17 protein-coding genes are annotated in these 19,594 nt (G+C 68.1%); 3 read left to right on the top strand and 14 right to left on the bottom strand.

From position 1 onward, the window contains the following. Nucleotides 1-117: 117 nt before the first annotated feature. From E0W80_RS03345 to E0W80_RS03400, 12 genes are all read right to left on the bottom strand, one after another. A complete protein-coding gene (locus tag E0W80_RS03345) occupies nt 118-1,065 on the bottom strand; it encodes an FtsQ-type POTRA domain-containing protein (RefSeq protein ID WP_131491283.1) in 948 nt (315 codons plus the stop codon). Between the two features lie 3 nt (nt 1,066-1,068). Continuing rightward, nucleotides 1,069-2,469 (bottom strand): UDP-N-acetylmuramate--L-alanine ligase, encoded by a 1,401-nt coding sequence (murC, locus tag E0W80_RS03350; protein WP_131491284.1) that lies wholly within the window; start codon nt 2,467-2,469, stop codon nt 1,069-1,071. A gap of 41 nt (nt 2,470-2,510) precedes the next feature. After that, a complete protein-coding gene (locus E0W80_RS03355) occupies nt 2,511-3,587 on the bottom strand; it encodes a UDP-N-acetylglucosamine--N-acetylmuramyl-(pentapeptide) pyrophosphoryl-undecaprenol N-acetylglucosamine transferase (RefSeq protein WP_131491285.1) in 1,077 nt (358 codons plus the stop codon). Next, a complete protein-coding gene (ftsW, locus tag E0W80_RS03360) occupies nt 3,584-4,789 on the bottom strand; it encodes a putative lipid II flippase FtsW (RefSeq protein ID WP_047522004.1) in 1,206 nt (401 codons plus the stop codon). Before ftsW ends, E0W80_RS03355 begins: the two co-directional genes overlap by 4 nt. Continuing rightward, entirely contained in the window at nt 4,758-6,293 is a 1,536-nt protein-coding gene (gene murD / locus E0W80_RS03365) for a UDP-N-acetylmuramoyl-L-alanine--D-glutamate ligase (RefSeq protein ID WP_131491286.1), read from the bottom strand. Before murD ends, ftsW begins: the two co-directional genes overlap by 32 nt. Continuing rightward, nucleotides 6,283-7,389 (bottom strand): phospho-N-acetylmuramoyl-pentapeptide-transferase, encoded by a 1,107-nt coding sequence (mraY, locus tag E0W80_RS03370; protein ID WP_047522001.1) that lies wholly within the window; start codon nt 7,387-7,389, stop codon nt 6,283-6,285. The genes murD and mraY overlap by 11 nt, the downstream gene beginning before the upstream one ends. Beyond that, nucleotides 7,386-8,798: a UDP-N-acetylmuramoyl-tripeptide--D-alanyl-D-alanine ligase gene (gene murF, locus E0W80_RS03375; RefSeq protein WP_131491287.1), complete on the bottom strand. Its 1,413-nt coding sequence runs from the start codon at nt 8,796-8,798 to the stop codon at nt 7,386-7,388. The genes mraY and murF overlap by 4 nt, the downstream gene beginning before the upstream one ends. Nucleotides 8,799-8,825: 27 nt before the next feature. Next, the gene (locus E0W80_RS03380) at nt 8,826-10,592 is read right to left on the bottom strand and encodes a penicillin-binding protein 2 (RefSeq protein WP_131491288.1); all 1,767 of its coding nucleotides are present in this window, start codon (nt 10,590-10,592) and stop codon (nt 8,826-8,828) included. Nucleotides 10,593-10,622: 30 nt separating this feature from the next. Further along, entirely contained in the window at nt 10,623-11,183 is a 561-nt protein-coding gene (locus tag E0W80_RS03385; protein ID WP_131491289.1) for a hypothetical protein, read from the bottom strand. After that, nucleotides 11,180-12,118 carry a 16S rRNA (cytosine(1402)-N(4))-methyltransferase RsmH gene (gene rsmH / locus E0W80_RS03390; protein ID WP_153244378.1) on the bottom strand — a complete coding sequence of 313 codons (939 nt, stop codon included), beginning with the start codon at nt 12,116-12,118 and terminating at the stop codon, nt 11,180-11,182. Before rsmH ends, E0W80_RS03385 begins: the two co-directional genes overlap by 4 nt. Nucleotides 12,119-12,220: 102 nt before the next feature. After that, nucleotides 12,221-12,652 (bottom strand): division/cell wall cluster transcriptional repressor MraZ, encoded by a 432-nt coding sequence (mraZ, locus tag E0W80_RS03395; RefSeq protein ID WP_017830220.1) that lies wholly within the window; start codon nt 12,650-12,652, stop codon nt 12,221-12,223. Between the two features lie 246 nt (nt 12,653-12,898). Beyond that, nucleotides 12,899-13,273 (bottom strand): DUF3040 domain-containing protein, encoded by a 375-nt coding sequence (locus E0W80_RS03400; RefSeq protein WP_131491291.1) that lies wholly within the window; start codon nt 13,271-13,273, stop codon nt 12,899-12,901. Between the two features lie 97 nt (nt 13,274-13,370). On the opposite strand from E0W80_RS03400, the gene E0W80_RS03405 reads away from it, so the two are divergent. Continuing rightward, nucleotides 13,371-14,459 (top strand): polyprenyl synthetase family protein, encoded by a 1,089-nt coding sequence (locus E0W80_RS03405; RefSeq protein ID WP_240740447.1) that lies wholly within the window; start codon nt 13,371-13,373, stop codon nt 14,457-14,459. Between the two features lie 13 nt (nt 14,460-14,472). Here E0W80_RS03405 and E0W80_RS03410 read toward each other — a convergent pair whose 3' ends face one another. Beyond that, a complete protein-coding gene (locus E0W80_RS03410) occupies nt 14,473-14,841 on the bottom strand; it encodes an Rv2175c family DNA-binding protein (RefSeq protein WP_323131586.1) in 369 nt (122 codons plus the stop codon). Between the two features lie 121 nt (nt 14,842-14,962). Here E0W80_RS03410 and E0W80_RS03415 point away from each other — a divergent pair, with 121 nt between their 5' ends. Together E0W80_RS03415 and pknB are read left to right on the top strand one after the other, a co-directional pair. Further along, nucleotides 14,963-16,150, top strand: a complete 1,188-nt coding sequence (locus tag E0W80_RS03415) for a LysM peptidoglycan-binding domain-containing protein (protein ID WP_131491293.1) — start codon at nt 14,963-14,965, stop codon at nt 16,148-16,150. Between the two features lie 77 nt (nt 16,151-16,227). After that, entirely contained in the window at nt 16,228-18,174 is a 1,947-nt protein-coding gene (gene pknB, locus E0W80_RS03420; RefSeq protein WP_131491294.1) for a Stk1 family PASTA domain-containing Ser/Thr kinase, read from the top strand. 75 nt (nt 18,175-18,249) lie between these two features. Here the strand turns inward: pknB and E0W80_RS03425 are convergent, their stop codons facing one another. Continuing rightward, the gene (locus E0W80_RS03425; RefSeq protein ID WP_131491295.1) at nt 18,250-19,590 is read right to left on the bottom strand and encodes a 3-deoxy-7-phosphoheptulonate synthase class II; all 1,341 of its coding nucleotides are present in this window, start codon (nt 19,588-19,590) and stop codon (nt 18,250-18,252) included. Nucleotides 19,591-19,594: the final 4 nt, after the last annotated feature.

Consider the following 19,594-nt stretch of genomic DNA (forward strand, 5'->3'; position numbering starts at 1 on the left):
CTCAACTAGAGGTGTAAAGTATTTCCCGGTATTGCGTTCTCTTGATCGAAGGTAAGCGCCGCCTGGCCGCGCGCACGCAACCACTTGGGCGTGTCGCGCCATTCCCCACGAAAGAGGTCAGCCGACGACGGCGACTTCGGGCGACGTGACGTCGATCGACCGTGCCCCGGGATGGGCGCCCATCGCCGCTGAGAGGGTCAGCGCCTTGAGACCCGAGTCCTCCGCGCTCCCCCAGACCACTGTCAGCCCACTGCTCAGCGTCAGGGTCACGTCGTCCTGGGTGGTCGCCGCGACCCCCGCCAACTGTGATCGGACATCGGCGGGCAAGGACCTCACCACGAGCCCCGCGCTGCGGAACGCGGCGGAATCGACCCCGCTGTCGATCTCGATCAGAGGCTGCCCTGCGGGCTGATCGGGCGTGGTCGAAAGCGCCACCCCCGCCGCGTCCACGAGCGTGAATCCGGCGTTCGAGCGGATCACGCCGACCGGGGTGCGTTCGACGATGCGCACCGTCAGGTCATGCGGAGGCCGCGCCTCCAGCGCATACGTCTCGATGAGAGGGAACGCCAGCAGCGCGGCCTTCACCTCACTGGAATCGACCAGAGCCAGCGGCGTGCCGAGCTGATCGCTGAGCGCCGCCTCGACCGCGGAGGGATCGAGGCTGGTCGCCCCGACGACCGTGATCTTCTCGACGGCGAACAGCGGGCTGTACGCGGCCGCGATGCTCCCTCCGATCACGACGACCACGGCGGCGAGGCTGCTCCACCAGATGATCCGTCGTCGCCGAGAGCGTTGGGTGAACCGGCGGATCTCTGCGCGGAGAGCCTTGCGCCGCGCGCGCGCCGCGCGCCAGACATCCCTCGTCGAGGTCGGTTGCGGCGCATCGACCGTCGCTTCCTCCGCCGGTGCGCGCTCCTCGGCGACAGCGGGCTTCTCCTCCGCCGCGGCAGCGGGCTTCTCCTCCGCCGCGGCGCCGGGCCGACTCGGACGCCGCGTCGCCTGCGTCGCGGCGCCCTCCTCCCCCGAACTCTCCGGGGTGGACGGAAGCGGTGCGGGCCGACGCATCGGCTATGCCTCGTCGGTCCGGCGGAGGGACTCCAAGACCTGCGGGATGATCTGATACACGTTGCCGCAGCCGAGTGTCACGACGAAGTCTCCGTCGCGCGCCACGGTAGCCGTGTAGTCGGCAGCCTGTTGCCAATCCGCCACGAAGTGCACGTGCGACGGGTCGCGGAACGCGTTGCTCACCAGTTCGCCGGTGACTCCGGGGACCGGATCCTCACGAGCCCCGTAGACGTCCAGCATCACCGTGTGGTCGGCGAACTCCTCGAGAACGTCGGCGAACTCCTGGTACATGTGCTGCGTGCGGGAGTAGGTGTGCGGTTGCTGGATCGCGATGACCCGCCCCGTGCCCGCGATGCTGCGCATCGCCTCCAGTGCCGCCCTGACCTCGGTCGGATGGTGCGAGTAGTCGTCGTACACGGTCACGCCGCGCGCGACCCCGTGCTGTTCGAGGCGGCGAACCGTTCCCGCGAAACCTTCGACGGCGCGGACCGCGTCGACGAGCGGATACCCGAGGGCGCGCAGCACCGTGACGACGCCGGCCGCGTTGATGGCGTTGTGCACACCGGGGACGGCGAGCTGCATCCGCACCTGCTCGCCACCGTGGGTGATGGTCGCTGCGACGCCTCCGACGGTCACGAAGTCGGTGACGCGCACATCCGCATCCGCCGCTTGACCGAACGTGAGAACGTTCGGGTGGGTGATCCCGGCGCCGACTCGGAGCGCCCCGGCATCGTCGCTCGAGATCACGACGGCCTCCGAGGCGGCATCCGCGAACCGGACGAACGCGTCGTGGAAGGCCTCGTCCGAACCGTAGTGGTCCAGATGATCGGGATCCACATTCGTGATGAGAGCGACCGCGGTGTCGTAGAGCAGGAAGGTGCCGTCCGATTCGTCTGCTTCGACGACGAACAGGTCGCCCGATCCGGTGGCGCTCGACGTTCCGAGCTGCTCGATCACACCGCCGTTGACGAAATGGGGGTCGGCCCCGAGCTCCCGCAGTGCGGTGACGATCATGCCCGTCGAGGTCGTCTTGCCGTGCGCGCCGGCGACCGACACCAGGCGACGGGACCCGATCAGCCAGTGCAGCGCCTGGGAACGGTGGATCACGTGCAGGCCACGCGCCTTCGCGGTGACGAACTCGGGGTTCTCGGGCCAGATCGCGCCGGTGTGCACGACCGTGTCGGCGTCGCCCAGGTACGCGGCATCGTGACCGACATGGACCGTGGCTCCCGCCGCGGCCAACGCCCGCAGGTTGTCACTGTCGGCGCGGTCGCTTCCGGAGACGCGGATGCCCGCGTCGAGGAACATCTTCGCGAGCCCGCTCATGCCGGAACCGCCGATGCCGATGAAGTGCGCGGAGGTGATCGTCTCGGGAAGAGGGAGGGAGAGGTCGGGTCTGATCATGTCCGCTTCAGTCTACTTTTCGTTCGGTGGTGTCGACCGCGTCAGGCCGCATGCAGCGCGCGGTCGATCAGGGTGATCACGTTCTCCGTGCCGTTGCGGGTTCCTGCCGTCGCGGCGGCGGCCGCCATCCGGCCGATCCGCGCCTGGTCCCCCAAGAGGGGCACGACGATCCGGCGTACCGCGTCGCCGTCGAAGGTGGCGTCGTCCAGGAGCTCGGCAGCACCGGCCGCCACTGCAGAGGCCGCGTTCAGTCGCTGCTCACCGTTGCCCACCGAATAGGGCACGTAGAGTGCGGGGATCCCCAACGCGCTGATCTCGCTCACCGTCGCCGAGCCGGACCGCGACACGATCAGGTCTGCGAGCGCGAAGGCCAGGTCCATGCGATCCACGTACCGACGCAACGCGTAGCCGTCGACTCCGGGATCCGCCAGATCGCTGCGTTCGCCGGTCACATGCAGCAGCTGCCAGCCCGCTGCGAGGATGTCCTGCCAGGAATCCGCCAGAGCCTCGTTGAGGCGCTGTGCACCGAGCGAACCACCGAAGACGAGCAGCACGGGACGCTGGGCATCGAGCCCGAAGTGCTCCGCGGCCTCCGCGCGCGCCGCCGAACGATCGAGCGCGATCACCTCGCGGCGCAGGGGCATCCCGACCACTTCGCTGCCACGGAGAGGCGTACCCTCGAACGCGACGCCCACGGCCGCCGCCCGGCGGGCACCGAGCACGTTGGCCAGTCCGGGCTTGGCATTGGCCTCGTGCACCACGAACGGAACACCCTCGCGACGAGCGGCGACGTACGCCGGCGCCGACGCATACCCGCCGAACCCGACGACGACGTCGATGTCGTGCCGACGGATGTGCTCGCGCACTTGGGCGATCGCCCGACGGAACTTCCCGGGGAAGGCGGCCGCCTGGCGGTTCGGGCGGCGCGGGAACGGAACCTTGTCCACGATCAGTAGTTCATAGCCTCGCTCGGGCACGAGTCGCGATTCGAGCCCCTCCGCCGTGCCGAGCACGAGGACCGAGTCGTCGGGGACGCGCTCACGAAGCGCATCCGCGACGGCGAGCAGGGGATTCACATGGCCGGCGGTGCCACCGCCGGCGAGGAGATACGAGGTCACCTGGCGACCCTACCCCGCTCCGCTGACTGCTTCTCGGTCACGGGAATCGTGCGTGCGAACGCGAGCAGCACGCCGCAGGCGATCAGCACGGCGAGCAGTGCTGTGCCTCCCTGCGACATGAACGGGAGAGGGACGCCCATCACGGGGAAGATACCGATGACGACGCCGATGTTCAGGACGGCCTGACCGACGATCCACACCGTGATTCCCCCGGCCGCGACGCGGATGAAGGCATCCGGCGTCTTCCGGATGATGTGGAACGCACCGACCGTGAAGAACGTGAACAGGGCCAGGACGACGATGCAGCCGATCAGCCCGAGCTCTTCTCCGACGATGGCGAAGATGAAGTCGTTGCCCGCTGCAGGCAGCCATCCGTACTTCTCCTGGGAGTTGCCGAGCCCGAGTCCGAAGATCCCCCCGGATGCCATGCCCCAGATGCCGTGGATCGACTGATAGCAGTCGCCCTCGTACAGCGCCATGTCGTCGCACGTGGCGACGATGCGGCGCATGCGGTCCTGGCTGGACAGCGCGTAGGCGAGCACCGCGATGACGCCGAGAATCACGGGCAGGATGAACAACCGGAGCTTGACCCCGGAGAAGAACAGACACCCCAGGAGGATGAGGACCAGCACCATCGCGGTGCCGAGGTCCTTTCCGGCGAGCACGGTACCGATCGCGAGCGCACCGACCGGGATCACGGGAATGAAGACGTGATGCCAGGTGCCGAGCATCGCCTGTTTGCGCAGCAGCACCGCCGCGATCCAGAGGGCCAGGGCGAGCTTGAGGAACTCGGAGGGCTGCAGCGTGAACCCGGCGATCTGGATCCAGTTCCGGTTTCCGCCGTCCTCGATACCCAGCGGCGTGAACACGAGCAGTTGCAGAGCGACCGCGCCGAACAGTGCGGGCCACGCCATCTTCTTCAGGAACGCGACCGGCATCCGACTGACGAGGAACATCAGCGGCACACCCAGGAGGGCGAACACCCCCTGACGCAGCACGCCGCCCATCGGGTCCTTGCCGCTCGCGACCGCGGAGGCGCTCGTGGCGGACAGCACCATGACCAGACCGAACAGCGTCAGCAGCAGGGCGGTCGACGCGATGAGGAGGAACTCCGTCGACACCGGAGTGAACCGGCGCCCGAGGGAGACTCGGGCTGCGAGCCCGCCGGACTCAGAGCGCGGAGGGCGGGACACCTGTGTCATCGGCGCTCCCCCGGTCGATCCAGTCCTGCACCGCCTCGGCGAAGCGATGCCCGCGATCCGCATAGCCGGAGAACTGATCGAAAGACGCCGCAGCCGGGGCCAGCAGGACTGTGCCCTCGCCGTCGACGATCCCCGACGCGATCTCCACGACACGGTTCATGACCTGACCAGTCTCGCCAGCATCCACCTCGAACACCGGCACCGTCGGCGCGTGTCGCCGGAATGCCGCGACGACGGAGGCACGTTCGACGCCGATCACGACGGCCGCACGAGCCGTGGTGCCGACCTCGGCGACGAGCTCGGCGATGTCCACGCCCTTGAGGTCGCCCCCGACGATCCACACGGCCCCCGGGTAAGCACGCAGCGACGACGCTGCCGCGTGCGGATTCGTCGCCTTGGAATCGTCGACCCAGGTGATCCCCCGGTGTCGCGCGACCACCTGGATACGGTGGGCGTCGAGGCGGAAGGACTGGAGCGCTGCGTGGATCGCCTCCGGCTCCACACCGAGGGAGCGCGCCAACGCACTCGCTGCGAGGATGTTCTGCACGATGTGCGGAGCCGCGAGGCCCGCCTCATCGAGAGCGGCGACGGTCGTGAGCTCGAGGGCGCTGCGTGCACGGTCGTCCAGGAAGGCCCTGTCGACCAGGAGCCCCTCCACGATGCCGAGGTCGCTCGGACCTGGGATCCCGAGATCGAAGCCGATGGCGCGGGCCCCCTCGACGACCTCCGCCTCCTCCACCATGTGGCGGGTGGCCTCATCCGCCTTGTTGTAGACGCAGGCGACACGGGTGTTCCGATAGACCACGGCCTTCGCATCGCGGTACGCCTGTGCACTGCCGTGCCAGACCAGGTGATCGTCGGCGAGGTTGAGGCAGACGGCGGAGTACGGGAACAGCTCACCCTCGGGGCGGGACTGTCCGAGGTACCAGAGCTGATGGCTCGAGAGCTCGACCACCAGCACGTCGAAGCCCGCCGGGTCGCGCACGGCATCGAGCACCGGCACGCCGATGTTGCCGCACGGTGCCGCACGCAGGCCCCCCGCCACGAGGAGTGACGCGGTCAGCTGAGTCGTGGTCGTCTTGCCATTCGTCCCGGTGATCAGCACCCAGTCGGCCGGCGAACCGTCGGCACGGACGACCTTGTCGCGGACGCGCCACGCGAGCTCCACGTCGCCCCAGATCGTCACGTCCGACTCCTGTGCCCACCGGATGAGCGGGTGCGAGGGCGGGAACCCCGGCGAAGCGATGACGACCTCCGGCGCGAAATCCACCAGCACGGCGGGGACTTCGGCGAGTGGGCCGAGCTCGAGGCGTGCACCGATCACCGGAAGCAGCCGCTCGTACTCCTCCTCCGCGGATTCGCTGAGCACCAGCACGTCCGCGCCGAGCTCGGTGAGCGTATCGGCCACGGAGAAGCCGGTCATGGACAGCCCGAGAACCGCGACCCGGAGACCCCGCCAGTCGGCGTTCCAACTGGTGAGTCCGGCGAGGCGCTCAGTCGACACGGGTGAGCCATTCGACGTAGAACAGGCCGACGGCCGACACGGCGAGCAGACCGGCGATGATCCACATGCGGACGACGATCGTGACCTCGGACCAGCCGCGCATCTCGAGGTGGTGATGGAACGGGCTCATCAGGAAGAGGCGCTTGCCTCGGGTGAGTTTGAAGTAGCCCCGCTGCAGGATGACCGAACCGGACGACAGCACGAACACCCCGGCGATCACGAGGAGGAGGAGTTCGGTGCGGGTGAGGATCGCCATGGCGGTGATCACGCCACCGATGGCCATCGAGCCGACGTCACCCATGAAGACCTTCGCCTTGGGGGCGTTCCACCAGAGGAACCCGATGAGGCTCGCCGCGACCGAAGCCGCGATGATGGCGAGGTTGAAGGGATCGCGTACCTCATAGCATCCGCCGAGCGCATCGGGGTCTCCGCCGATGCAGGGCTGCTTGAACTGCCAGAACGCGATCACGCTGTACGCACCGACGACGATGACGCCGGCACCGGCGGCGAGGCCGTCCAGACCGTCCGTCAGGTTGACGCTGTTCGACGTGGCGACGCCGATGACCGAGATCCACACCAGATAGAGGATCCAGCCGAGCACGACACCGAAGGCGAACAGGTTGAGCCAGGTGATGTCGCGGAAGAGGGAGATCGCGGAGCTCGCAGGCGTCTGCCCCCACTTGTTGGGGAAGTTGAGCGCGACGATGCCGAAGGGCACGATCACGATGAGCTGGCCGATGACCTTGCGCCAGCCCGACAGCCCGAGGCTCCGCTGGCTGCGCACCTTCATGTAGTCGTCGATGAAGCCCACGGCACCGAAGCCGACCATCAGCCAGATCACCAGAAGCGCCGAGAGGGCGGGAACCTCGCCGCTGACGAGGACGCCCGTAAAGTAGCCCACGATCGAGCCGAGGATGAAGATGACGCCGCCCATCGTGGGGGTCCCCCGCTTCGCCTCATGGCTCGGGTTGTGGACCGACTCCGGGGTACGGATGACCTGTCCCCAGCCCCACTTCCGGAAGAGCCGGAGGAAGACGGGGGTCAGGAACAGGGTGAAGGCGAGCGAGATCGCCGCCGACATGATGAGAGACCTCACGAGAACAATTCTCCCAGACGATCGCCGAGATGCCGGAGGCCCACGGAATTGGATGACTTCACGAGCACGCGATCGCCGTCGCGGAGCTCGGTGCGGAGGTACTCGTACGCCGCGTCCTGGTCGGGAAGGTGCACGGCCTCACTGTCCCAGGAGCCTTCGCCGACGGCGGCGAGATAGAGCCGCCTGGCCTCCGGTCCGACGACGACGATTCGCTGGATGTTCAGACGCACGGCGAGCAGACCGATCCGATCGTGCTCCTCCCCCGCGCTCTCGCCGAGTTCACTCATGGCCCCGAGCACGGCGACCGTCCGCTCGTCGGGACCGGTGATCTGGGCGAGGGTGCGCAGCGCCGCAGCCATCGAGTCCGGGCTGGCGTTGTAGGCGTCGTTGATGATGCGGACGCGATCGCTGCCGAGCGGTTGCATACGCCATCGTTCGGCGATCTCCACCGTCTCCAGACGCGCGACGGCGTCTGCCGGGGCGATGCCGAGGACGAGGGCGGAGGCGATCGCCGCCAGGGCATTGGTGATGTGATGTGCACCGAGCACGCGAAGTCGCAACGGGAGCCGCTCCCCGCCGACCTCGATGACGCAGGACGTGCCCGAGGCCGATACCTCGATGTCGACCGCGCGCACGTCGGCGGCGTCACTCTGCCCGAAGCCGATGACGTCCAGGCCGCGCGAGAGCGCGAGATCCTTCATCGCGGCCACTCGGGGATCGTCGATGTTGAGCACGGCCGTGCCGGGCACGCGGGCTGCCGAGACGAGCTCCGACTTCGCCTTGGCCGTCGCCTCGATCCCGCCGAACCCTCCGGCATGAGCCATGCCGACCATGAGGACCACGGCGAGATCCGGCTCCACCAGGCCCGCGAGGTGCGCGATGCTCCCCGGCGCGGCCGCACCGAACTCGCTCACGAGGAAACGGGTGCTCTTCGTCACGCGGAGCATGGTGACGGGAGCGCCGACCTCATTGTTGAACGACTTGACGGGAGCGACGGTCTCGCCCTCGTCCTCCAGGATGCGCGCGAGGAAGTTCTTGGTCGTCGTCTTGCCGTTCGACCCGGTGATGCCGACGATGCGGAGGCTCCCCTCGGCACGGACGCGAGCGACCACCTCGCGCGCGAGGGCGCCGAGGGCCACGACGGCGTCCGGCACGACGACCTGGCTGACGGGGACGTCGACGGTGTGCTCGACGATCGCCACGGCGGCCCCTGCTGCGACAGCCGCACCCACGAACCGGTGGCCGTCGGTCTCCGCGCCGGGCTTCGCGACGAAGACCGAGCCGGGAGTCATCGTGCGGGAGTCGGTGTCGACGATCCCGTCGACGACGGTCTCGGTCGTGTCCTCTCCGGCCACGCGCAGTTCACCGCCGACTGCGGCGGCGATCTCAGCGAGCGTCAGGGCGATCATTTCATCTCCATGCGCGGCTCTCGCCGACTATCCGAACTTGGGAAGGAGCTCGTCCATCGGGACAGTGGACGGCATCACGCGATAGGTCTTCATCACCTGCGTCATCGCCTTCTGGAAGGCGGATGCGGTGGCCGCGGACGATACAACCTTAGTCGGCTCGTCCAGGGTGACCACGACGACGTACTGCGGATCGTCCACCGGGGCGAACCCCACCATGCTGGTGTAGTAGACGCCGGCCTTGTAGCCGCCGTTGCCGTCGGACACCTGCGCGGTACCGGTCTTGCTGGTCACGCGGTAGCCCGGCACCTGGATGCGGTCCGCGTTGCCGCCCTGCACCGCCACGTTCTCCAGCATGCGCGTCAGCTCGGCGGCGGTCTGCTTCTTGATGATCTGCTCATGCTTCGGCGCCTCGGACTTCACGACGGTGCCGTCCTCGGCCGTGCACGATTCGACGAGGGAGAGATCGATCTTCTCCCCGCCGTTGGCGATCGCCTGGTAGGCACCGGCGAGTTGCGGCGCCGTCACCGTGAAGTACTGGCCGAACGTCGTCGTGTAGAGGGACTGGCTGTCCCAGTCGCTGACCGGGTGGAGGATGCCGCCGACCTCCGAGGGGAAGTCGAGCGTCTTCTGGCCGACTCCGAACCTCTCGAGGTAGTCGTAGCGCACGTCCGGGGAGACCATGGTGCCGAACTTCGACAGCGCCACGTTCGACGAATCGATGAGCCCACCGGCGAGCGTGTAGTTGTAGGCGGGGTGACTGAATGCGTCGTTCACGACGGCTCCGTTGGGGAACGTCTCCCGCGACGACGCGGTGACCGTGCTCCGCGGCGTGAGGCCCGCGCCCTCGATGACGGCGGCGGCCGTGATCGCCTTGAACGTGGATCCCGGCTCGAAGTCCTTGTGGAAGATCTGGCTGTACCGGGTCTCCGGCGTCGAGGAGTCCAGATCGTTGGGGTCCATCGAGGGCCACTCGGCTGCCGCGCGGATCTTGCCGGTCTTGACCTCGACGACCGTGACGGTGCCACCCTTGGCGCCCTGCTTCTGCGCCTCCTCACCGATCATCTGCTGCAGATACCACTGGAGGTCGCTGTTGATGGTGAGCTCCACGGAACCGCCGTCGACGGCCTCCACCGTGCGTTCACTGCCGGGGATCACCACGCCGTTCGATCCCCTGCGGTACGACTCCTCGCCGTCGATGGGTGCGAGGCACTTCTCACTCAGCTGCTCGATCCCGGCCTGCGCCTTCCCTGATCCGTCCAGGAAGCCGAGGATGTTCCCGGCGACCGCACCGTTCGGATAGACGCGGGTCTCCCTTCCCGCCATGTGGAGGTAGGCGAGCTTCAGGTCGCGGAGTTCGATGTACTGCTCCGTGGTGAGCGAATTCTTGAGCGGTGCGTACTGACTCTGCGGGTCGTTCGCGAGCGCATCCGACACGAGGGCGCGCACGTCGTCACCGCTCTGCCCGGTGATCGCGGCGATCTTGTCGGACGCCTCGGCCCACGGCACCTTGGGATCCTTCTCCTCCAGCTGCATGATGACCTTCGGATTCAGCTGCGCGTCGTAGACCAGCACGCTCGATGCGAGCACGGTGCCCCCCGCGTCGACGATCGATCCGCGTCGGCCGGGGATCGTGTCCCCCGCGCCGATCTTGGTGAGGGACTGCGCGACGTGCTCGTCGGCGCTCACGATCTGGATGTCGATCAGGCGTACGACGAAAGCCGCCAACACGGAGAGGATGACGGCGAGGGCGACGACGGTCCGTCGCCGAGGACCGCGGGTTGCTCGTGTCGTCATGCGATCTCTCCATCGATCATTTCGTGCGGGTCAGTGCGTGGTGGGACTCGGGAGCCCGTCGGTGATGGCCGGCGGAAGGTCCGGCGTCGTCTGGGCCGTGTCGCCGTCGTCGGTCACGGTCTCCGCCGGCGGCGGTTCCACGATCAGGGAGTTGGCCACAGCCGCCGCGCCGTCGGGGTTGACGGTCGAGATCCCCTCCGCGCCGGCTCCGGTGCCGAAGAGCGCTCCGTCGCTGAGCCGCAGGTACGAGGGAGAACCGGCGACGACCATGCCGAGATCGGCAGCGCTGCTGGCGAGCACCTGCGGCGAGCTGAGGCCGGTGAGCTCTTCCTGCAGCGCGTGGGACCGGAGATCCAGTTCACGCTGCTGCGAGGAGAGCCCGGCCAAGGTGAACGAATCCTGGGTGATCGCGAGCGAAAACCCCACCTGTGCCGCACCGATCGCCAGGGCCCCACCCAGGGCGACGAGCGCGTACGCGAGCTTCGGCTTGCGACGGACCGCCGGCCGCGTGACGGGCTGCAGCCGCCTCTGTGGCTCACGGGTCGGTGTGAGGGGCGTCGCGGGCTTGCGGACCACCGCGTTCAGACTCATGCGCTCTCCCGGAGTTTCTCGGCGGCGCGCAGCCGCACCGGGATCGCCCGGGGGTTGCGCGCGCGTTCGTCGTCGCCGGCGAGTTCCGCACCCTTGGTGAGGATGCGGAACCGCGGAGCATGTTCGGGCAGTTCCACCGGAAGCCCGGCCGGCGCCGTCGAGGCCGACGCCGCGGCGAAGGCCTGCTTGACGAGCCGGTCCTCGAGCGACTGGTACGACATCACCACGATGCGTCCGCCGACATCGAGCGCATCCATCGCTGACGGGATCGCGTCGGCCAGCACGTTGAGCTCGGTGTTCACCTCGATGCGCAGGGCCTGGAACACGCGCTTGGCCGGATGCCCGGCACGCTGTGCGGCAGCGGGAGTCGCCGCGATCAGGATCTCGACGAGCTCGCCGGAGCGGGTGATCGGCTGCTTCTGACGCGCCTCGATGATGAAGCGCGCGTAGCGACCGGCGAGCTTCTCCTCCCCGTACCGCTCGAAGATGCGGCGCAGGTTGCCTTCGCTGTACGTCGCGATGACATCGGCAGCGGTGACGCCCTTGGTCTGGTCCATGCGCATGTCGAGAGGAGCATCCTTCGAGTATGCGAATCCGCGCTCGGCCTCGTCGAGTTGGAGGGAGGAGACCCCGAGGTCGAAGAGGATCCCTGCCGCGCCCTGCGCGTGCAGTCCGATCTCGTCGTACACCGTGTGCACCAGCGTGACGCGGTCCCCGAAGCGGGCGAGCCGCTCCCCCGCGATGCGCAGCGCGTCGGTGTCGCGGTCGAGCCCGATCAGTCGGATGTTCGGAAAACGCTCGAGCAGAGCTTCGGAGTGGCCGCCCATACCGAGCGTGGCGTCCACGAGCACCGCTCCGTCCGCGTGAAGGGCGGGAGCGAGCAACTCGACGCAGCGGTCGAGCAGGACGGGGGTGTGGATGTCTCGGAGGTTCATGATCTTTCTCGGGGTGACCATCGGCTCTGATCCCCCTCCGCTTCTCGACCCGGCACCGGGGAAGTGTGTCGGGGCGGGAGCGGCGGGGCATCACAGCCGTGGTCAGAAGAGTCCCGGAATCACCTCCTGCTCGAGGTCGGAGTAGGTCTCCTCACCAGCGGCGAGGTAGGCGTTCCAGCTCTCCGCGTCCCAGATCTCGGCGTGGGCGCCGACTCCGGTGACGATGAGCTCCTTCTGCAGCCCTGCGTACTGACGCAGGTGCGCGGGGATGGTGATGCGGTTCTGACTGTCGGGCATCTCCGCACTCGCACCGGAGAGGAACAGACGCATGAAGTCACGCGCCTGCTTGTTGGCGAGCGGAGCCTGGCGGATCCGCTCGTGCATCGCCTCGAACTCGGCCGTGCTGAACACGTAGAGGCACCGCTCCTGGCCGCGGGTGACGACGATGCCGCCACCGAGGTCCTCGCGGAACTTCGCAGGAAGGATGACCCGTCCTTTGTCGTCCAGCTTCGGAGAGTGCGTACCCAGCAACATCGGCCATCACCCCCTCTGCGTCCGGCCAACTCGAGGTGCGCCCCACTTTACTCCACTTTCCTCCACTTACCTACGACCAATCCAGGAAATCACGGGTCACGAGCAAAAGGGCATGCCGAAATCCCGCGGAATTCCGCGGTGGAGTGAAGTGGAGGCTCAGTGGAGGAGCGTGGCGGCCCGCGCGTTAACGACAGAAGCCCGGATGCTCAGCATCCGGGCTTCTGTCGTGAGAAGTGAGTGGGGGTGTCAGTGACCGTCCTGCCGACGATCCCAGCGGTCGTTCATACGGTCCATGAACGAGGCCGAATCCTGCCGCTTCGCCGCAGAGCGTTCCCGAGGCTGCACAGGAGCCGTGCGCCGCACGGGCGTGACGGCCACGATGACACCGGCGAGCATCGCCACGAATCCGATCACGCCGACCACGATGCCCCATACGCCGCCGAGGATGACGCCGGCCACGAGGCCGCCGACACCGGCGAGGAGAAGGAGAGCACCGTAGACCAGATTTCGGTAGCTCAGTGCGCGATCGCCGGACGGCGCGCTCACGACGTCGGCATCATTGTGAAGGAGATGGCGTTCCATCTCGTCGAGCAGACGCTGCTCCTGTTCGGAGAGTGGCATTTCGTCCCCCTCGGGTATCGTGCCTCCCATTCTACGCGCGCGGAGGCGTCCGGGGCTAGCAGTTCGACGTCCCCTTGCTTTACGTATGCTGGGAGTCGTGTCGTCCTCCTCCCCCGTCCCCGGCGCGGTCGCCGCTCGCCTCGACCGCTTCCTCGCACGGATGCGCGACGAATCCGCCGACTACGGCCCGGACGCCGTCTCGTTTCTCGATGCCGCGGCCGGCACCCTCGAAGGAGGGAAGAGACTGCGCGCCCGGTTCTGCCACGCCGGCTGGCGCGCCGTCGCACGCTTCCACGAGCGTGACGCGGCAGAGACCGAGGCGCTCTGGGACGTGTGCACCGCGTTGGAGATCTTCCAATCCGCGGCTCTCGTGCACGACGATCTGATCGACAACTCCGACACCCGTCGCGGGAGGCCGGCGGCCCATCGCGCGCTCCAGACGTCGCACGACGAAGCCGGGTGGTCGGGAGATGCCGAGTCGTTCGGCCGCGCCTCCGCGATTCTTCTCGGCGACCTTCTCGTCGCCTGGAGCGACGATCTGCTCGAGGCCGCGCTGGACGACCAGCCGCACGCGCGCGCCGTGCGCTCCGAGTACGCCCGGATGCGCCGGGACGTGACCACGGGGCAGTTCCTCGACATCGCCGAGGAGTCGGCCTGGAGTGTCAACGACGGAGCCCTCCACGCCGATCGGGCGCTGCGGGTGGCATCTCTCAAGTCGGCCAGATACAGCATCGAGCAGCCACTGGTCCTCGGCGGCGCACTCGCCGGCGCCGACGCCGATCAACTGGACGCGCTTCGCCGTTTCGGTCACCCGATCGGGATGGCCTTCCAGCTGCGCGACGACGTGCTCGGAGTGTTCGGCGACGCCTCCGTCACCGGGAAACCGGCCGGTGACGACCTTCGGGAAGGCAAGCGCACGGTTCTGATCGCTCTCACGCGGCAGGCGCTCGACACCTCAGCGAGGAACCTGCTCGACGAGATGCTCGGAGACGTCGAGCTGACACCGCAGCAGGTGACCTCCTTGCAGGCGACGATCACCGACTCGGGTGCGCTCGCTCAGGTCGAGACCATGATCGCGGACTACGCCCGGGACGCCGACCGCGCCCTCTCGGGCGCCCGGCTCGACAACGCCGCGGTCGGCGAACTGCGTGAACTCGCACGCGCAGCGACGGTCCGTTCCGCCTGACCCGACGGACCCCTCAGGCGAGAGTGCGTGCGAGTCGACGCACGGCGCTCTTGTGCCCCGCCAGCAGTGCGTCGATCGGCGAACGCCCCAGGCTCTCCTCGTCCGCGAGCAGCCAGTCGATCAGCTCGTCGTCGGTGAAGCCCGCATCCTGGAGCACGATGATCGTTCCCCGCAAGGAGCTCAGTGGACGCCCGTCGACGATGAACACCGCCGGCACGGCGAAGGTACCGGTGCGACGGGACCCGACCAGGTAGTGCTCGTCGATCAGACGGCGCACGCGACCGAGCGGCTCGTCGAGCACCTCGACGAGGTCGGGCATCGTCAGCCACTCGACGGCAGCGGCGGCAGGGGTTCCAGCAACGTTCTCAGACACGTTGCCCACTATCTCATCTCCGCCGGGATGCCGCATATCGACCCATCAGCCCCATGCGTCACTTCCGTCACTTCTGTTGACTTCCGTTTACATCCGTGTCAGCGTGAAGTGCTCGAAAAGGGGGCTCGCCTTGGGAATCAAGACCGCCACGCGTCGAACGCGCAACCTGCAGCTCGGACTGCCTGCGGCCGTCCTGGGGGCTCTGGCCGCCACGCTCACCAGCGCTCCCGCCGACGCCGCCTCGACGACGACGACGGACTTCTCGCCGATCGAGCGCCCGCGCAGCGTGCCCGTGCGCACAGTACCCGCCCAGTCCGCACCGTCGAACTATGTCGTCCAGCCCGGTGACACCGTCTCGGCGATCGCCTCACGCTTCGGGCTCCGCACGGTCGACGTGCTGTCCTGGAACGGGCTCTCGTGGCGTTCGGTCATCTACCCGGGCCAGACCCTGACCCTGCAGGCGTCGGCCGCACCGGCCGTCGCGCCGGCGCCGGCTCCGACGGCGACCTCGACATCGCATCAGGTCGTCGCCGGCGACACCGTGTACGCGATCGCCCGGAAGTACGGCACCACCGTGGATGCCGTGCTCGCTGCGAACGGGCTGACACGCGCTTCGGTGATCTATCCGGGACAGCGCCTCGTCGTCTCCGGCTCCGCTGCGCCGCAGGCGGCCGCCGCGCCGGCTGCCACGCCTGCCACTCCCCCTGCATCCGCGGCGGCCCACACCGTCGTCGCGGGTGACACCCTGTTCGGCATCGCGCAGAAGTACGGGACCACCACCCACGCGCTGTTCACCCTGAACGGACTCGGCCCGTCATCGATCATCTACCCCGGTCAGCGACTCGCCGTGCAGGCCGCCCCTGCCCCTGCGGCGTCGAGCACCGCCACGACCGGCGGGCAGCGCTCCACGAGCCTCACCGCCGAGCAGGCGTCGAACGCCGCCCTCATCATCCGCATCGGCCGCGAGCTCGGTGTGAGCGATCGCGCCATCGCTCTGGCACTCGCGACCGGCATGGTCGAGTCGGGACTCCGCAACCTCGACTGGGGCGACCGCGATTCACTCGGGATCTTCCAACAACGCCCGAGCACCGGATGGGGAACGCCCGCGCAGATCATGGACGCGGACCGCAGCACGCGAGTGTTCTTCGGTGGTCAGCACGATCCGAACGGGCAGGCGACGCGAGGGCTCCTCGACATCCCCGGCTGGGAGAGCATGCCGTTCACCTCGGCCGCTCAGGCCGTGCAGATCTCGGCCTATCCCGACCGATACGGCCAATGGGAGACGCAAGCTTATGCCTGGCTCGCGCTCTACGGGTGACGACATCCGGAAAACCGACACCGCCGAGAGGTGAGCCGCTCCCCTGACTTTCAGGCAGTCCTCCATAGAATTCTGACGTGACGACCAATCAGCAGGCCGACCCCCTCATCGGGCGGCTTGTCGACGGCCGCTACCGTGTGCGTGCTCGCATCGCCCGTGGCGGGATGGCGACGGTGTACGTCGCCACCGACCTTCGGCTGGAGCGGCGCATCGCCCTCAAGGTGATGCATGCGCACCTCAGCGATGACTCCGCGTTCCAGAGCCGCTTCATCCAGGAAGCCCGCGCGGCCGCCCGCCTGGCGGATCCGCACGTGGTCAACGTCTTCGACCAGGGGCAGGACGGCGAGCTCGCCTACCTCGTGATGGAGTACCTCCCCGGGATCACTCTGCGCGAGCTGCTGCGCGAGCAGAAGCGCCTCACCATCCCGCAGACCATCACGATCATGGATGCGATCCTGGCCGGGCTCTCCGCCGCGCACCGGGCCGGCATCGTGCACCGTGACGTCAAGCCGGAGAACGTGCTCCTCGCGGAGGACGGACGCATCAAGATCGGCGACTTCGGCCTCGCCAGAGCGACGACGGCGAACACGGCGACCGGACAGCAGCTGCTCGGGACCATCGCGTACCTCGCGCCTGAACTCGTCACCCGAGGCACGGCCGACGCGCGCAGCGACATCTATGCGCTCGGCATCATGCTCTACGAGATGCTCGTGGGTGAGCAGCCGTACAAGGGCGAGCAGCCGATGCAGATCGCCTTCCAGCACGCCACGGAATCCGTTCCGCGTCCGAGCGTCCGCAACCCCGCGGTGCCGGAGCAGCTCGACGAACTCGTGCTCTGGGCGACCGAGAAGTCGCCGGACGAGCGCCCGGACGACGCCCAGCAGATGCTCGAGCGTCTGCGCGAGATCGAACGCGAACTCGGCATCACCCCGATGGCCGCCCGCGCAACCGCTCCGCAGCACAGCCCCGGCGACTCCGGCGACCTCACCAAGGTGATGCCGAGCACGATGGTGATCGCGGATCCTGCCGCCCCCGTGGCCGCCCCGATCGACAACGCGACGCTCCTTCGACGGCGCGCGTCGAAACGACGCGCGCGCGGCGCCTTCCTCCTCACGCTCGTGCTGCTGCTGGCCGTGCTCGCGGGTGGCGTCGGCTGGTGGTTCGGCTCCGGCCCCGGGTCGCTCATCGCTGTGCCCAGCGTCGCCGGCAAGACCTACGACGACGCCGCGGCCGTGCTGGTGGATGCCGGCTTCGTCCCCACGCAGAAAAACGAGTTCTCCGTCGACATCGACGCCGGAACCGTGATCGAGACCGACCCCGGCGAAGGCACTCGGCTCGACAAAGGTGACGCCGTCACGGTGATCGTGTCCGCAGGCCCCGCCTCGCACGATCTCGAAAAGCTCAACGGACGAACGGAGCAGGACGCGCGCGACTATCTCGCCGGGGTCAACGTCAACGTCGACGACGAGACCCTCATCCTCTTCTCGAATGCCGACGCGGGCATCGTCATCAACGCCTACGTCACCCCGCGCGCAGGCGGTGACGCCTATGCCTGCGGTGACGGATGCACCGTCTTCGAAGACGACTCCGTGGAACTGTACGTCTCCGCGGGTGCTTTCCCCGACGTGTCCGGCATGTCGGTCGACGAGGCGACCTCGACCTTGACCGGAAAGGACCTGGTCGTCAACGAGGAGTCCCAGTACGCCTTCAGCAACGATGTCGCCAAGGACATCGTCATCGGCGTGGCGGACCGGGCTTCCGAGGGCAATTGGCGCCCCGGAGACACGGTGCAGCTGATCGTCTCGAAGGGACCCGAACTCTTCCCGGTCCCCGATGTCACGAACAGGACCCTGAACGAAGCGAAACAGATCCTCTCCGACAACGGCTTCACGGCGAGCTACGCGGCCTGGGGCGACCTGCCGGGGTTCGCGGAGATGGCCACGGTGACCGGCCAGGACCCGGGAGCGGACAAGTCACTGCCGCGAGGGGGCACGGTGAACCTCTCCATTCAGCTCACCGGCTGATCCCCCAGCCCACACGAGAGAGCCGCCCTCCCGAGGTTCGGGGAGGGCGGCTCTCTTCGTGACGCGAGGAGCAGATCAGCGCTTCTCGAGCTCCTCAGCCACCAGGAACGCGAGCTCCAGGGACTGCATGTGGTTCAGGCGCGGGTCGCACAGGCTCTCGTAACGCGTCGCGAGAGCCGCCTCGTCGATCTGCTCGGATCCACCCAGGCATTCCGTGACGTCGTCGCCGGTGAGCTCGACGTGGATGCCACCCGGGAACGTCCCGACTGCGCGGTGCGCCTCGAAGAAGCCGCGCACCTCGTCGACCACGTCGTCGAAGCGACGCGTCTTGTAGCCCGTCGGGGTGGTGATGCCGTTGCCGTGCATCGGGTCCGTGACCCACAGCGGCTGCGCACCGGAATCGCGGACCGCCTCCAGCAGGGGCGGCAGGGCGTCACGGATCTTGCCCGAGCCCATCCGCGTGATGAACGTGAGTCGGCCGGGCTCGCGGTCCGGGTCGAGCTTGTCGATCAGCTGGAGCGCCGTCTCGGGCGACGTCGTCGGTCCGAGCTTCACGCCGATGGGGTTGCGGATCTTGGAGAAGTAGTCGACGTGCGCGCCGTCGAGCTCGCGGGTGCGCTCGCCGATCCAGAGGAAGTGAGCCGACGTGTTGTACGGAGTGTCCGTGCGCGAGTCGATACGCGTCATCGGTCGTTCGTAGTCCATCAGCAGGCCTTCGTGACCGGTGAAGAACTCGACGCGCTTCAGCTCGTCGAAGTCGGCGCCGGCCGCCTCCATGAACTTGATCGCGCGATCGATCTCGGCCGCCATGCGCTCGTAGCGCTGATTGGCGGGGTTCTGCGCGAAGCCCTTGTTCCACGAGTGCACCTCGCGGAGGTCGGCGAATCCACCCTGGGTGAACGCGCGGATCAGGTTCAGCGTCGACGCGGCGGTGTGGTAGCCCTGGAGCAACCGACCCGGGTCGGCCGTACGAGAGCCCTCGGTGAAGTCGTAACCGTTGACGATGTCGCCCCGGTACGCCGGCAACGTGACGTCGCCGCGCGTCTCGGAGTCGCTCGAGCGCGGCTTCGCGAACTGACCGGCCATGCGGCCCATCTTGACGACCGGCATCGATGCGCCATAGGTGAGCACCACGGCCATCTGCAGCACCGTCTTGATGCGGTTGCGGATCTGCTCGGCCGTCGCGCCGGCGAAGGTCTCGGCGCAGTCGCCGCCCTGGAGCAGGAACGCCTGTCCCGAAGCCGCGCGGGCGAGCCGGTCGCGGAGGTTGTCGACCTCACCCGCGAAGACCAGCGGCGGGAGGGTTGCGATCTGGCGCGAGACGTCGGCGACGCGGTCCGCGTCGGGCCACTGCGGCTGCTGCTTGATGGGAAGCGAACGCCATGCATCAAGTGCTTCGATGTGGTGCGGGAGCATGCCT

Origin of the sequence: Microbacterium sp. PI-1 (assembly GCF_004337555.1) — a bacterium.
Taxonomy (GTDB): domain Bacteria; phylum Actinomycetota; class Actinomycetes; order Actinomycetales; family Microbacteriaceae; genus Microbacterium; species Microbacterium aurugineum.